The organism is Citrobacter sp. On2M (genome assembly GCF_018035235.1).
Taxonomy (GTDB): Bacteria; Pseudomonadota; Gammaproteobacteria; order Enterobacterales; family Enterobacteriaceae; genus Citrobacter; species Citrobacter meridianamericanus.
Window position 1 is genome coordinate 1016495 of sequence record NZ_WPCV01000004.1, and the last position, 16401, is coordinate 1032895.

Here is a 16401-nt window from a genome sequence, read left to right on the forward strand (position 1 = left end):
TAAGGTTTATATCTTGCGCCCTCCTAGCAATAGCCTGATTTTCCTCCGCAATTTGTGCTGTCCTCTTAGCGGTCTTTCTGTTCTGGAAATACACCAACAGTCCCAAAAGAAAACCCAACCAACTCAACAGCGGTGCAGCGCCTGCAAACAAATCTGAAATGCTTTTCCACATAGTGTACTGACCTACTTTTCTTTATTGTTTAACTACTGATTGTTCTAACCCGGGTAATTATTTACCCATTTGCTTTCAGGGAATTGACCAAAATGGCGGTTGAGGTAGGTTTTGCGGCAGGAGTTCAAAACGGCTACTGAATTAAACCTTACACACCGGCCTTTACCCCATAAGCGTGATTTCTGTGTCCAGAATTTATGCTTTTACAGCCACCTGCTGCGTAAGCGCTGATTTATGGGATAGGTCGGCGACGACTAAGTTTAACAGGAATAGAGTTTCATTTGGTTTAGACGGAACCCTGACCTATGGATACGAGCACCTGATTCACAGGCTACAGTTACTTCACACTTACCAACAAAAGGGCAATTAATTGCCCTTTTAAATCAGTCAGCCACAATTTCTAAACCATTGCTGAAATTGCGCCACAGTCATGAGGCTTATCAAAACCAGAGGTGCTTTTGACATATTCAGTAATGAGCGCACCAATAATCTTAACCGCATCTTTGTTCGTTGTAATGAAGCCCAATGGCATAGTCACAGGCAGCGTTTCTGGTTGAGAAATATGATAGATAACGGCAGATAACTCATCCTCAAGATGAAGAATCTCAACATTACCATCTAACAGTCCTTCAACTAGCCCTTTAGCGTGCGCGTGGAATTGCCCAAGTTCATGCTTCCACTGCCTTGCAACCCGGACATCAGTCGCATCCTGGACGGGTACGTATAGCACCGGTTTATACAGTCGCTTATCCTTCGTAGCCGACCTGTTAAGAAAATCGCTCAGGCTTGAGATAAATCGGGCGCTCTTTGACCAGTAGGGATCTGATGGAGCTACCCAAACGAACGGGCTACCGCCATAATCGGTTTTGTCTCTGATACGCTGATTGAGCACCGGTGCCAGAGCTTTCTGCAGCGTTTCCCAGTTGTCTTTAGAATAAACCGGGCCTAAAAAAGTCGTCCTGCCTGAGTCTGAGTATTCTTCAAGTGCCTGCATATCCTTGATAAATGATGGGTTAAGCTGATTCGTTTTAGAGTCAAACAGCTTAAGCGTAAGATCATCGTTAATGGATACCATGGCCTTAAAAATACTCATGGTGTTGTTATGCCGGGATAACCTAGCTATCTCAACAGCCATTAACTCATGAACACATTCCGAACTGTTTAACTGTTCATAGTCTTCACGCTCGACAGCCTTACCATCGTTATCCATTTTAAATTCCGTTGTTAAACGGAGCGGTATTTGCCGCAGCTTATTAACAGAATTTACAGTATAGATAGAGGGTTGTTCTTTTCCGCCTTGAACCTGTAGGTGAGACAGATAACCTTTATCCAGGATTTGATTAAACTGGTACTGAAAGTGCTTCTCAACCAGTTTCTCACTTTGAGAAATGTTGATGTCATCAACCTTTAATGTTAACCCTCCCCTCCAGTGGTCCTGGAAAGTCTGGTTGCTGAAGCAGCTAAATGTGGCTAAATCAAAGGATAAGGTGCCTCCACTGTCTTGGATAGTTGAAAGGTGCGGTATCTCGCCAACCTCTGAAAAATAGCCGTTTGATTTGTCGGTTAAGGCCATTCTACCGTCTGAGGAGAGCGTCAATTCACCACGCTGCACAAGATCGGAAATCGCCTCCTCTGTCTCACGATGGGTCAGGCCAAAATAGGTTGCTATTTGAGCTTTGCTCATCGAGGCTACATGAACGAGTCTCAGCACAAACTCCCGGATGAATGGTAGCCCCTTCTGGGAAACATAGGAAAACTGAATGTTAAACCTCTGTGCGGGCAGCAGGAAGTCAACCTCGTGATAGGTTACTTTATTATCAGATATCATTTCTTTTTGCCTCCCTGCTGAGCGGAGAGGAATCTGTATCCAGCTTCCTGACCTCGTTCAGCCATATAACTTACAACGGAGCCTAATGGCAGTTCTTTATTGTTTCCCTTCCAGATATCGGCATTACCCACAATCAACAGTCGATCCATTGCGCGTGACATCGCAACATTTATACGGTTTGGAGCGCGTAAAAAACCTGGGCTATGCTGCTTATCCGAACGCGTCAGTGACAAGATGATGATCCGGTTTTCCTTGCCCTGATAACTGTCAACAGTGTCAATTTTAACAATGTCCTTAAATCCCTCGCTCCATATTTCCTGATTGAATTTCTGACGGAGCAGCCGCTTTTGTTCGGCATACATACATATCACGCCGATAGCGGCTTCATCTTTGTTAACGAGCTTTGAAAGTTGAGCGACAAATTCTTCATTCTCTGACACCTGTTTAAGAACTGAAATAATCTCGTCAGCTTCACATCGGTTGTAAATGCTTGTTCCGCGATCTTCAAGATGATGTGCCCGGTGGCCGAGATTAGCAGTATCAAGCCAGGTTACGACGCTACATAACGCTTCTGGTGCTTGCCGATAGACATCCGGAATTGCCCGTTCTCCATTCAGAAGCTTCCTGTCATAGAACGTCTTCGATACGAGATCACCAATCGGTGGAGCCATACGATACTGGGTCAGCAGAGCTGCACTTGCTTGCGCACCATAAGCAGAGTTGAAGGCACGGGCAAAGTCACTTCGTAATACTTCGTCAATTTCAGTGCGGGAGTTATTGATACCCAGCTTCCTCGCTAATGCCGCCTTGTGAGCATCCGAGTACAATGGGGGAAGCTGCAGGTGGTCACCCACCAACAGGACACGTCGGGCCGACTGCATAGCAATGGCCAGCTCGCTTGCAATCGAACGCGCCGCCTCATCAATGATCACCCAGTCGTAGATATTCTCCTGAATGCCAATGTGCCCCTGTCCAATACCTACGCATGTGCCAGCCACTAACTGCCTGGACCGCGAATAAAACTCGTCCAAGTTCACTCGCTCTCCCGACATAGCATCCTGCATATCACGGGATATTTTAGCTAACGCCTTTACTCGTCTTGCCTCATCAGGTCTGACTCCATACTCCGTACACAGCCGGGAAATCAGAATATCTTTTGCTGCAGAGACTTTCGCGCCTTTGTCTAGGTTAATCCCATATTCCTGACTTAGCCTAAAGCGAATGGAATAATCGAGTTCGACGGCAATATCTTTCAGTTCACCAATCTCTTTTGAATCCGTTAAATCGTTCACTTGGTAGAGCAATTTCTCAAGGTGATCGATTTGCCTGAACAACCTGAGCTCAGCAAGTACAACACCCGAAATAAATCCCGATTCTAGGCCAATAGCTTCACTCAACGCTTCAACACGGTACTTAATTTCAGCATTGAACAGTTCGCGCTTCTCCGTTGTGATTGCGTTTGAATACACATCTTTCAGACCAGGGGAAACGGCCCCTTCTCGGTTGCTGAACCTAACAACGTCCAACTCTGTACCAAGCCGGGAACAGTGTTTTCTGATACGCTCAGCCGCTGTATTAACTGCCTCGTGTGACTGACTAACCAGTAAAATGCGTTTGGTATTCTGTTTCTCGATCAGGTAGTGGACAAAGGCCGCGATGAACTCGGTTTTACCGGTCCCTGGCGGCCCCTGAAGCAGAGAAAGAGGGCCATTATTGACCAGTTTGTTAAACGCCTTTCTTTGCTGCTCATTCAGACTGATCTTGTTTCCGTGCTGGTCTTCACGGTCGTATCTGGCAAAATCTGCATCACTGAGAGTGATACCATAATTTTGAGCCACCTGTTTGCAGGATGGGTCGAACAGGTCAATTAAGTCAGGCAGTACACTTTCTCGATCGAGGAGACGTTCAAGCGCACGTTTACGTTTCTGATAAGACGCCCGATCCTGCTTTGTACGGAAGAAGACAGTATCAGAATCCTTCAGCCTGTAGGCTGCTGAACGCACTTTGCTCAGACGGATCTCTTTGAGCTCTGACTTCTTGAGTGACACCTCACCTATAAATCGCTCAACACCTTCCTGATCGACCTGCAAGGCTTCGACCTCATCACCATTTCTGAATGCGCCAAGAGGATCAACATCTGCAGAGTAAGGGAGAAGTAGCTCTCCATGAGCATCTGCAACCGGGACCACCTCTCCGCTGACTTCAATGTTTGGGTAGGATTCAGTTTCAGTATCAAGAATGGCGCGCCAAAGCTTCACCGTCGGGATTTCCAGCACTTCTTTTAAAGCAGGCTCAAGAGCCTGCTTATCCAGTCTTGCAAAGGCATCTTTTAGCTGAAGCGTAAGCGGATCCTGTTCCTGAACGTCTTCAGACGCGGCAATCAATTCGATTGCCCGCCCAAAAGATTCTTCTTCATTAAGTAAAACTGTCAACGCCGACATATCCTGCGGACTGCCAGGGGTAATCCTGATACCGGTAGCAATTTCGAACTGACTTTCATCAATATCTTGCTTACGAATGGATGTGCGAGCCCATGGCCTGAATCCATGAATCAGCGTTTTCTGCTCTTTGTGGAACACAGCAGTGAAACTGCCACCTATCCCTGTGAAAGTCACTTTTACTTCAGCTTGCACTTTAGGATTTGGCTCAACTTTCACATACAGATGCCCGTTATCAGGTAGGACAGAGATTATCTCATCGGCGTTTCCTGCTGTTATCTCTATCAGGGCTTGTTCTGACGCCAAGTTATTACTGTCTATCGCTTTTTTAAACCGTCCTAAATCCTTAAACCCAAAAACCAAGTCTTCCAGCTCAGTTCGGATGGCATTCGCAATAGTCTGATGAATATCTGATTCCTGCCCCCATGACAAACCTAACAACTCGCAGGACATTTTCATCACTGCATAGTTGTCGCGTTCAAAGGAAGTACAATTATCGATATATTCAGGGCTGTAGCTGTGGTTTTTAGGTTCATCACCGGATGGTGAAAAATCGGGGATATCGATGAGGAAAAGCGAACGACTCTGTGTCCCAAGCATCACATTGCCAGGATGGATATCCCCGTGAGAAACACCCAGACCGTGTAAGTGCTCAACGGCGGCAACGAACTTACCAATAAGATCGATTTTTTCCTCATCGAGGACCAGCATTTTATCCCAAGTTTCTCCATGTACCTGATCCGTGACCATATAGAGACTTGATGATTTTGATGCGATACCGAATTCACGAATTTCGGGAAGATACGTTGGTTTAACTAAAGAAAGCTGCTCAACCTGCTTTAAAAACTTCAGAACCTGGAAGTTAATTGACGGCTCGTCTCCCTGCCCCCCAACGTTCAGCCATGCCTTCACGAGTCTTCCACCCGAGATATAGACTTCCTTGTCGGACGTTTCGACCAGAAAGTCACCGTCTTCCCGGTACTGACGAGAGTGATTGATAGCATGCCGGTATGGATCAAGCTCAGTATCATCAAATGTTGGGATAGCCTTGCCAGCAGGTTCGGCTTGTTTCAGGGCATCAAAAAATTCTGTCGCGGAAGTAAATTTTGCAGCAACGGCATCCAGTAATACATATGAATACCAGTGTTGGCTGTTTAGCATACTGTCCTGTACTTTCTCCAGACTCTTTGGCGACATGCGCGTACCGCTTAATAAATGCCAAGCCACAAGTCCCAGGGCATGAACATCCTGCTGAAAAGGCGTAAGCTCGCCCTCATCAAGCATGTCTTTTACCTCGATTGCACCTACGGATAAAAGCTTACGGTAATCACCGACCGTTCCGGCTGGCCGGTGGTAAGCCGAAATAAAGTTCGAAAGAGCAACTTCTTTTGAAGGTGAAATCCACAGGCTGTGATCGGCTATATCCCTGTGCGCAATTTTCATCTCATGGAGATCACTAAACTTCGCAATGAGCAGTTTCACCACGTTCAAGCGATCCATATCAGAAAAGGCCTTACCATATTTTCCGATAAACTCATTAAACCGGACATGGCCAGGCGGAAGTTCATAGACTTCGCTGTACTCGGCCGTGACCTCGTCTTTCTGGAAACTCGTCAGAGATCTGAGACAGTGGTTATACAGGTCACGGTTCTGGTGATTGATGTGCTGTAACACTTCGCGCTCACGTGAAACGATCTGAGCTCTTCCTTCCGGGGTATTCGCTTTCGTTCCCGCGATATTCTTAAAATTCCACACTCTGAGTAGCGCTTCGCTGTTCGCTGATATCTCAGATTTTGCCAAATATTCGCGATACACCTTTTTAGGGTGTTCGAAAATCATATCCTTAGCCTCGTAGCCATTAACTCTCAGGGCTTTTGGCGCCGTCTGAGGCCCCAGGAACAGATTATCAAAAAGAGGAAAATCCTTGTTAAGAACTTCGGAACCTCGGTGCGGTTTGAAGTAGTTATTGAATGTCCGGCGATCGGCAAATTTCAGGAATTCTTTTAACGAGATCGTATGGTGAAGTTGTTCCTCCGGCAGCGCGCTGAAGTCCGCATTGCCGGTCATCACAACAAAGAAATGAACAATCGGGGTATAGCCTTTGTTCGTAAAACGGTTTGCCAGACGCTTGAGTTTGTTGTCTAGCATGAATTTTTTGCCACGGGTCACGCTTACGGGCGAGCGCCCCATGCTCTTGTCACCCTTATACCAAGTATCTCCGCGCGCGGTTACAGGCTGATGGTTCCAATCTTTCAGTTCAACAATGATCACGTTGCAGTGTGTGACAATAACTAAATCGAATTCACCCTCTTTTTTTGCCTCAACAAATCGAAAACCTGCATAACCTTTCCAGGGGAACATTCCATTGTCGGTAAAACCATAGCTTTGTAGCTGCTCACTAATTGAACCGCCACGGACAGGCTTATCTGGCTTAGATACGTTGACTGAAAAAGCAGCCTTTATTTTCTCGATAGCCAACACTTCCTGCTCTTGTAAGCCACCATCCCACATTTCTACTTCCAATGGAATTCCCCTTAGATTTCAGTCTAAATTTGATTAAAAAGTCAGGCCATTTATTACGGTCAATATTGCAGATTTAGATGTTTATGGCTCTGCATATTATGGTGTTCTATACGTTTATCCTGCTCATTATGCGTAAGGAAGAATTTATCGGACAACACCGGGATGGCGTGGCTCCGTTAAACTGCTCTACCAGGATTAACTCAACACTTATGTTTAGGGAGTGCCCTCATCGTTCGGCATGTTCGGCATGTTCGGCATGGGAATTGACTTCACCCATTCCATCATATTCGCTTGAAGACGGGCAGTTTCATCCACGGAGAGAAAATCAATCCGGCCGTTTGGCAGTCGCCTGACTTTAAGCAAACTCTCACCAGATACCCCCTCAACCAGCATGAGCCGCCCCGTTTTTGAATGATTCTCAAGCAGATGAAGTCGATGCTCGAATTCACTTCGAGTTAACGGTATATTCATATTCTTCCTAGTGAATTTTCAATGCGCCCAGCGGTATTCATAAGCGGCAATCGGTTCGTTGTTGAATTCAAAAACCCATACAATCCTTATTCCAGGCGGGAGCCTGAGCGCGTCCCGCTTAATGGATAAATAGCACCCTTCTTCTAGGGGCGAACCTCCCTGACTCTCAGCATCACGTCCGTTTCGCCAGCTGGCTCGTTTAAAATTATGCTCAGCCGCTCTGGTGAGCGTTACCAGCCCTGGGGAAGGAATTGCAGGCGTGAAACTGCCAAAATATGCAGGTGTCGCCTGGACATTTACACAGGTGTCAAATTCGCCTGCTGGCACCGATGTGGCGAGAGCAGTTGCGGGGAAACGTCCGGATAAACCGGGCGAGTCTTGCCCCTCCCGGTAAAAATAAGCCGTCAGCCTCAGCAAAACAAACGTACCGTTAATGTTCCGCCTCTCGTAAAAGTCGAGATAGAGATGGCTGCCAATAACAGGTGAAATGTTTGCATCCCGCCGTATCAGCTGGTTGAACCACTGCTTACCCGGCGATGAAAAATGCGGAAGCCTGAATGTGTTAGTCGGTTCAGGATTATAAATACGAAAGATGGCCTCGGCCTGAAGACACTGTTCATCGTCCATAACGGGCAAAAGTGCAACCAGTACTGCAAAGCGAATTTTTGCCTCCCATCGGCCGTTCCAGGCCGTACTTCCGCTCATGCCCGTCGCCAGGAGTTCCTCAAGTTCTTGGACGGTTTCCCACCCGAAGGGATGACACTGCTCACTAAGTACAGCAAATGCCCTCTCCGATAGATTACCGTCAACCAGCCCTGCATCCGCTAACTGACGCCACTGAAAAGCAATTACCCCGGCCCATTCAGGACACTCCGCGCTCTGCGGTGCGGTTTTTTCCTGCAAGGGCTGACATTTTTCTCCGTTATGTAATAACGCAACCGCCTCGGCGGCACTTGCATTCCCCATGGATGCAGCCCTTCCGGCAATTTGCCTTAATGTGGCGATCCGGCCAGCATGACAGCAGGTTTTTTTTGCCTCTGCCACATCTAGATGCGCTGACAGCAAAGTCCATAAAGACTCAGGATCATCCTGAGATAGCTTATCGAGTACCCCGCACAGCACATCCGGATGATTTAGTGAAACCATTGAAAATGCCAGAGGCCCAACGTCGGATACGTAATGGGGATAATGCTGCAGCAGCCACAGCAACATACCTGCAGCTTTCTCACTGCGCATCCAGACAGGGTGATCAACAGCATGCAGAAGCAGACGGGTAAGCGCATAAGACGGATGCTGATCCTCTTTCCTGTTAAGAAAATTATACCGTTCGATGGCGGCAACCGGCATGCCGGTTAAGATCTCTATGTGTGATAACGAAAACTCAGCCAACTCAGTCTGTACTGTCTCATCCGCTGCAGGGGACAACCATTCAATCAGCTTGTCAGCGATACGCCAGCTCTCCGTATGCTGCGCTGCAGAAATTAACGTCCTACTCAACGTCACAATCTCTGAAACCGAATCCGTGCTTTTCAGCAGTATGGCACCTGCGCGGCTACGCTCCTCTGATAGGTCGCTCCATACCGACCATCCCTCCAGCTGTAACATCTCAAGCGCATTGATGGCCTTGTTCTTCGCTTGAGACGTGTTACGTCTGCGCAATTGCCTTTCGGCCTCATCAAGCGCAAGCGATGCCCTTACAAAAACATCAGGTGGGGCATGCTGCGTTTCCACGACGTTTACAGGTGGCTCGCTCTGCTGTGCTGATGAGCTGTCGTTATCTGAAAGGTAAACGTTCAGAAAATCGGTTTTATCTCTGAGTGCCGCAGGAAGGGCGCTTCGCAGGGATTTCAGAAACAGCTGCCGGTTCTCAGGCATCAGTTCAGCTTCAAGAATAAGCGTGAGCCGTTGTGAGATCATCGCCATGGCATCCTGACTGTCCTGCATGCTGATCATCATCTGAGCATAGGCATCTGCATAATTATCAAGATGACGCGCATCTCCAAAATGGTAGGTCTCAAGCAATGCCCAGCATAACGCCCAGTCACACATCGGGACGGCGAAACGCACCATGTTCAGGATCACATCCTGTTCGTCCAGGGCGCCCCCGGGAAAACGCGTTCCTTTCAGTAATGACACACGATCGATGTCGCCTTGCGTAGATTCTGCATAAAGCTGAGCTGTCGTACCGTATGTTTGACACATAAAATACGCGGCCGCTTGGGTGAAATTACCGCGCTGCCATAACGCCGCAGCGAAATCGCGGCGCGCATATCGCACGTAACGCTGAAAAGTCATCTCACCGCCAGCCATATCTAGTAGACAAGCAATACGGGCGAGTAAGCCCTGAGGGATCGTGCCCTCCTTACTCATTGCCCTTAGCGCCGTTATCATCAGACCAAACTGATCCTCTTTATACCAGTCGGGTCCCATTGAGAATGCTAGCACCTGCTGATAAGCCTGCCGTGCATTTTCACCCGCACCCAGCCGGACAAATAATGAAACCAGGTGCAACAGTTCTGGCACAAGTTCATGACGATTCTGCAGATTGCCTAGCACAAACTCATACCAGCAAAAGGTCAGATCATAAAGGCGGTCCTGAATGCCACCGTCCACCACCGCCAGGCTCAGGTGTGTTAGAATCTTTAATAACGTGGTGCGAAACCCTTCCGAATACAGCCCAAACTGAAGGGGGAAATGCTGCTCAATAAAGGCTAGAAAAACGTCCAGTCGGGAGGGGAACACAGACGATATCAGGAGTGCCAAGCGTTCATAAAGCTGTGGTACAATAGCTTCAGGAAGAGCATAGGCATCATGCCAGTCCACACGGTCTGATAACGGAAATGTCAGGCTGTTCAGCACCTGCTTTTCAATGACAGTCCACACTGACCCAAGGGCTGCTTCATTTCCCTCTAAATGAAAACGTCCTGCCGCCCCCTCACACCATGCCACCATCCTACACAATTCCTCCATGCCTACGATCCAGCCAGTTGCTGTCAGCGCAACGGGTACAGGACAGACATACGACGGATCGCAAAATGCCTGAATTTTATGTTTAGCCATCACCTCTAGGAACGACACATCATTCGCTGACACATTATCATCACCAATGAAACGTACCGGTTGCAGTGGTACTGATGTATCCCCCTGAAAATTTCTTATCATTTGCGCAGGGGCACCAGACGAGATCATAGCATCAAGTGTCCGGGGATCTACGTACACAGGAGATTCATGTTCCAGACAGCTCAGCGTTGTCAGGTCTTTAAAGAGCTGGTTCAGCAGCTCTGAATCAATACTGACCTGAAACTCCTCACAGAGAAAATGGTAATACATGAACGTTATCACAAACGATTGCGTGACTCCCTGCAGGGGCCCCTTGAAATTCTCACTCAGTTTCGCAAGCGAAATATAACGTCCATGGAAAAACAGCATGCCTGCAAAGAATGAGGCACACATCTGACCGCGAAGCCCCCTGGCCGTCTCCTCATCCTCACAGACCTGCTCAATCACGTTCATCCAGTAAAGCTGAAATTGCTTTAAATCTTCTTCCGCACGCCTGTCTCCGGCCAGCCCTTTGAGAAAGTAGATATTCATACGCATATCATAAAGCTGTAAAAATTCCGGATAAGAAAGACCGGTTTTTACCTCCGCCAGCTGCTCCTCCGCCCAGTCATCCGCCAGACTGAGAAGCGCAAGAGCATCGCTGTCGTTATCCGCACAAATCAGGTCAAACGCCACCTGCAGGGCTTGTGGCACTGGTAGACTGAGCCGCCCGAAACGAATAACGTGTTGCAACGCTTCCTGAGGATGGCCAATCCGGATCAATGCCCTGGCTGTGAGTAAAGCAGATTGCGCAAAAAGGGTGTTGTAACGAAAGCTCAGCCGGTGTGATAACAGAAGAAGGCGTACGGTATCCGTCAGACTGCCGCTTGCCAATGCGGCATTCAGCGTTTCCCGAACATCGCCAAGAAGTAACGCCGGATTAACTCCCTCGGTAACACAGCGGTCAGCCCAGTGCTGATCGCAGCGGCTGATTGCCCACACCTGCCGGGTCGGGTCGCAGCGCAGGCTGTGATACATAAGATTCAGAAGGCCATACCTGGTGTCAGGGTGGCTTTCACAGTAAGCAGACAGCCGCTGCTGAATATCGGCTTCACGTAGAGCAGTCTTTTCTGCCAAAAAATCAGCAAATGAGGCGTGATAAATGGTTGTCTCACCGGGGGTCATCAGAAGGTGGCTGATGCGTTCAAGTGTGCTGACTAGGACGCTCAGCTCTTCAGGACTGAGCATTTCGGTGAGCTGTGCATGTGAAATGCCCCAGCGTAAACGCACGATAATCGCCAGAAGATTAACCACTAGCGGGTTGTTTTGCAGGCTAACCCACAGCATTTCATAATAATTTCGGATACGTCCGTCGATGAGCGGCAACTGAGCAAGCTCTTCCTCTGCTTTTCCCGCATTAGCCAGGTCGATCAGATAGCGAAGATACAGAGGATGCCCCTGCGCAAGATCACAGATAACCCTGATCATCCCATGCGATGGTACTTCTTTGAGCGACTGTCTGCAGTATTCCCGCGCTGATGCCTGAGTCAGAGCTGGCAGTGTGCAGCAGTCCGCAGGCGATACCCTGACACCCAGTTGTGCTGAATAACGGGTATAGCCCGGGGCAGAAAAGATCACTACCAAGCCTTCACTGAGCTGCAGGGGGAACAGGGCTGTAAACCGATTAAGCAGGGCCTCATCGTACTTATCAACCTCATCAAGTCCATCGATGAAGAGCACTCCTGTCTTGTTGCGGCGGGCATACTCTTCACCTAGGCGCGTCAGCAGTTGTCCGGTTTCATTGATGAGTACGGAGTAGTCCCCTTTGATAAGCCGCCCGGGTTCCCGCGTTAGGAATAGGGAAACCTGCATACTTAACCAGTTAACGAAGGTCTCAGGTTGAGCCTGCTGAACTGCATTTACGCCGTCACGACCTGTGTTAAAGCTATAGGTTCCAAAATGCTCAATCGTCGGGTCTTTAGGCGTAAACTTTGCACAAAACGTCGATTTGCCTATACCGTGCGCGCCCTTCAGAAATAGATATCCCCCGCGTTTTAAGGTAATAATGCGCTCAAAACTATGCCGGAATTCAACCCGCTGTGCCACACTGGTATTCTCATAACTCTCCGTCGGTGTAACGGGTGCCGGAAGCAGGTTGTTACGCCGCAGAAACGCTGCCATCTCTGCAACTGAAATGACGCCCACCGTATTCTCAATGGAAACCCGCAAAATCCCCGTACAGTTCCCCCCGGTGATAAGTGCCGCACCAGATAGCCCTTCATAGCGGGGAAGTACCGCATTCTGCTCTATGGCTATTTCTATATCCATGCCGAGCAGCGGCTCGGCGAGGATCTGCGCGATCGTTCCTTCCACGCGATGCCCGATGCCCAGTTTACTCTGAGGCCAGCCATAGGCATAAAAGGGGCTCCCCGGTAACGGGCGCGTTTCACTCAGTCGTAAAGGGGTCAGATCCTGTGGTGCATCAAGCAATAGCAGACAGACGTCCGTGTTTTCATCTTCATCCAGTACTGTGGCCTTCAGTTCCACCTGTGTGTCTGACTGCCTAAATGCCAGAGACACGGGCGCTTGATTAAAAAGGGCATTCTCAACGCAGTGTCGCGCCGTCAGCACTTTATCCTGTGATATTAACCAGCCGGTTCCTGTATCTTTCCCGCAAACAATTCTACAGGTGGCAAGCCTGACTTCCGAATCCAGCATCATTGGCGTTTTCCAATCTCAATCCAGCAGGACGTGCCTGCTTCTACGTTAAAAGGTGCCCCAGTAATCGTCGTATAATGTTGTAAGTAGTCTGAAGACGGGGTTCTGTAGTTAAAGTAAAGGGTGCGGGAAAAAGTGGCAGGCCTGTCAACGATGGCCGTCAACACCTCTACATCTGGATGCTGGTGTCGACTGCCGTCGGATGAAATAAAATACACCGGTGCATCAACAAGTCCCAGCAGTTCAGGATTTGTATTATTGCAACTACCATGATGAGAGATCTTGATTGCATCAAATAGCAGGGAACAGCCCTCAGCTTGCAAGATTTTCAACTGATGAACGATGTCTTCTGCAGGGGCATCGGCCAGCATTAAAATGCGACAACCATCAAGTTCAACAAGCGTCGCAATGGAGCTGGCATTCGTCACAGAGGTGTCAGGTCGGTAAACTTCGCCAAGCTGCTTGGGACGACCTGCTGAAATTAGCGAAGGTGGTTTCCCAACTGCCTCCTGCAGGTGTGACACACCGCATTCAAAGGCATCTTCAGCCAGTGTATCAGCCCCCACCTCACCCTTAAATCCAAAGCGCCTCAGGCTCTTTTGCCAAAACACCAGTAGTGTATCCAGCGCCGTATTCGAAGGCGTCAGTACAATAACGCGCCCGCCAGGCAAGTTGATTCCAGGCATAGACTCAACTGAGATACGGCGTAATCCGTCGCCTTCATTCCAGTCATATTGCCCGTCATGAATGAGAGAGGCGAGCGTATTGCCCTGCCGGGCACTGATAGCCTTGGCGCCCTGCTCCTCTTCATTGGGGGTCAAATAACCACGTTGAGTAAGGGTGTTTAAAATAATTTCATTATTATGCTCAACCGGCTCAGTCTGCGGGGCCGTTAGGCTGCGTAAACTGTTATGCCAGATGCGTTTAATCTGGATAATTTCAGGACGTGCCGCTGCGCCGTTAATAGATAGAAAGCGAAGGATGCCACCAATATGATCGGCATCAATATGTGTATTAATCACCAGTTCAAGGGCTTGCCCCTCTGAAGCCAGTTGCCGTAGATCGTCGACAATATAGTTGTCAAACGTTGAACTATACCCGCCATCAATAAGCAACGTGGCTCTATCTGCACAAAGCAAAAACGCATCACCATTCCGGGCAGGATACATCCTTATATTCAACATCGTCATTTCCTGTCATTATTATCCAGCATTTAAAGCCTAGCGACTGTTTCAGCACACCGAGAAAACAGGCCTTTAATACGACATTTTAATATCTTCTTTCTTTTTCAATTCATTTATCAGATCATTATTTTTCTACCCCTATTACGTTAAGCAAACAATGTACTGTGGACAATAGCCGTCATCCGTATGCTCCGCGCAAAAGCATCTATATTGACAGACGGACAGGTGAAGGGCTATCGACTAAAGTGCCCCTGAGATACCTGAGATACCTGAGATACCTGAGATACCTGAGATACCTGAGATACCTGAGATACCTGAGATACCTGAGATACCTGAGATACCTGAGATACCACATTGCCTGTGAACTCTTGCCGGACCTCGACTATGCAAATAACAGGCTCCTACTAGCAATTTGCCGTCAGTTCTTTCGCTCTATAGTCACTTATATCATTAGTATATATAAGTATTAATTTGTCCTTTTATTGACCTGATAATCTCATTAACCGCTTCGATTTGTTTATCTCGTTCTTCTTTGCTAAGGGAAATTATGCTTTTGATATCTCTTTTTAGCAACTCAATCTGAAGTTTGAGAGTGGGGCGTACTATTGGCCAGCTTTAAGGATGATTAATTATTTCAGAAGTTGAGAGATTTACAATATCATTTTTCAATTAACTTGCCATTTCCATCTTTAAAATAGAATACTTTCCCAACCCCTTGCTCGTAAGAATAAGAGTTATTTTTAACATCATCAGTATCGTAAAATGAGTTGCATTTTTCACTCGCCTTAAAAATTGGCTGCGCAATTATCCTGCTTCACATTGTAACATTATAACTCCGTGAATATAACGACATGAAATACCCGACACATCGTCATACAGTGCGGTGCTCATTGATAAACCAGTACTTCAGCCTGGCTCCCTTACAAAGTAGTACCGTGCGGCCTTTTACAGGATATCCCGTACTTCTTCCGTGCATTTTAGCTGCGCCCGTAGTTTCAGGATCTCGCTTTTGGCTTCAAGTAAATCCTTGGCATGATGTTCACTGTTATCAGATTTGATAGCCCATAGCCACTTGTAAAGGCTATGGGCAGAAACACCCAGACGGTCAGTTCCTTCGGCAAAGGAATAACCGTACTCTGTTATTTAGGGGCACCTTCCTTAAATTCCAGATGTAAATCGTGGTGTGCCCACACCCTCCTCCTATGCTCAAACTTTAGGGCAGGATCGTCCACCGGGGTGGTGGTCAGTCCATTGACAAGATATAGTTCAAATTATTCACCCTAAATACCACCTTGGTAATAAAAAATGTTCCTGATCAACGTTTTTTATTTCCCAAGCTATGGATTGAAATCTTAGTGTCTTCTTAGGAGTTTGGATAGGATATATATCCGTGCAAACAGTAGTGAATGATGCAGGTAAATCCACCTCGAGTTTCTTATGAGTTTTTTTCAAATGTTTTTTAAATAACTCTACTTGTGTTGCCTTTGAAATATCAGGTTTGAATTTTTTCTCACGATATGTATTACTTAAAATAGGACGGCCATCAGGAAAAGAAAAGGGAAGTGATGCTAGAGTTTTTTCAAGGGCTTTTGACGGACCAGCAAGAAGAAATATGCAGGTGGAATTTTTATTGTGTTTTTTGATTAATGCTAATCTATAAAGATCAGTGATTATTTCTGATGAGTTACAATGAGTTGAACCAACCCACTTAGTTTCAACGAAAACATTATTTGCTGCATGGTCATTTGTGTGATGATTAATTAATGCAAAGTCAACTCTTTTTGGTGCACCCCGTTTTTTCACTGAATTAAGCGCTTCATGGTTGTAATTAGAGTAAACCCTAGCCCCTATTACATTTATCAATACGGTACTTAATACATCTCCCACAGATGATTTTAATATATCCTCATTGAATAAACCTGCTTTATTGCAACAGAACAGATAATGAAGATAACTGCCAACACCTTCAGATATACGACGAGCTATACTCAGTTCCATCAGAATTCCTTTGAATGTAGAAATGCCATA

The 16401-nt window shown here is 47.3% G+C and carries 6 protein-coding genes and 1 pseudogene; all 7 read right to left on the minus strand.

Annotated features, from left to right (window positions below; genetic code table 11):
• Positions 1-572 precede the first annotated feature (572 nt).
• The 7 genes and pseudogenes from On2M_RS15265 to On2M_RS15295 all read right to left on the minus strand — a co-directional run bounded on the left by On2M_RS15265 (position 573) and on the right by On2M_RS15295 (position 16371).
• Complete coding sequence (locus tag On2M_RS15265; RefSeq protein ID WP_210905079.1) at positions 573-2000, minus strand: hypothetical protein; 1428 nt, start codon at positions 1998-2000, stop codon at positions 573-575.
• Positions 1997-6949, minus strand: coding sequence for an AAA domain-containing protein (locus tag On2M_RS15270; protein ID WP_210905252.1), 4953 nt, complete (start codon positions 6947-6949; stop codon positions 1997-1999). Before On2M_RS15270 ends, On2M_RS15265 begins: the two co-directional genes overlap by 4 nt.
• A 225-nt stretch (positions 6950-7174) precedes the next feature.
• Positions 7175-7432 carry an AVAST type 1 anti-phage system protein Avs1c gene (gene avs1c, locus On2M_RS15275; protein WP_138828530.1) on the minus strand — a complete coding sequence of 86 codons (258 nt, stop codon included), beginning with the start codon at positions 7430-7432 and terminating at the stop codon, positions 7175-7177.
• An 18-nt stretch (positions 7433-7450) separates the two neighbouring features.
• Positions 7451-13192: a serine protease gene (locus tag On2M_RS15280; RefSeq protein WP_210905080.1), complete on the minus strand. Its 5742-nt coding sequence runs from the start codon at positions 13190-13192 to the stop codon at positions 7451-7453.
• Positions 13189-14373, minus strand: a complete 1185-nt coding sequence (avs1a, locus tag On2M_RS15285; protein ID WP_247604996.1) for an AVAST type 1 anti-phage system MBL fold metallo-hydrolase Avs1a — start codon at positions 14371-14373, stop codon at positions 13189-13191. Before avs1a ends, On2M_RS15280 begins: the two co-directional genes overlap by 4 nt.
• An 874-nt stretch (positions 14374-15247) precedes the next feature.
• Positions 15248-15516 (minus strand): annotated as a pseudogene (locus On2M_RS15290) (transposase); the annotation flags it as partial.
• Positions 15517-15648: 132 nt separating this feature from the next.
• On the minus strand, positions 15649-16371 hold the full coding sequence (locus On2M_RS15295; protein ID WP_210905081.1) for a hypothetical protein: 723 nt from the start codon (positions 16369-16371) through the stop codon (positions 15649-15651).
• Between the last annotated feature and the right edge of the window lie 30 nt (positions 16372-16401).

Coding starts and splice junctions, on each gene's coding strand:
- On2M_RS15295 (WP_210905081.1), bottom strand. CDS start 16,371: ATGGAACTGAGTATAGCTCGTCGTATATCTGAAGGTGTTGGCAGTTAT.
- On2M_RS15270 (WP_210905252.1), bottom strand. CDS start 6,949: ATGTGGGATGGTGGCTTACAAGAGCAGGAAGTGTTGGCTATCGAGAAA.
- avs1c (WP_138828530.1), bottom strand. CDS start 7,432: ATGAATATACCGTTAACTCGAAGTGAATTCGAGCATCGACTTCATCTG.
- avs1a (WP_247604996.1), bottom strand. CDS start 14,373: ATGTTGAATATAAGGATGTATCCTGCCCGGAATGGTGATGCGTTTTTG.
- On2M_RS15280 (WP_210905080.1), bottom strand. CDS start 13,192: ATGATGCTGGATTCGGAAGTCAGGCTTGCCACCTGTAGAATTGTTTGC.
- On2M_RS15265 (WP_210905079.1), bottom strand. CDS start 2,000: ATGATATCTGATAATAAAGTAACCTATCACGAGGTTGACTTCCTGCTG.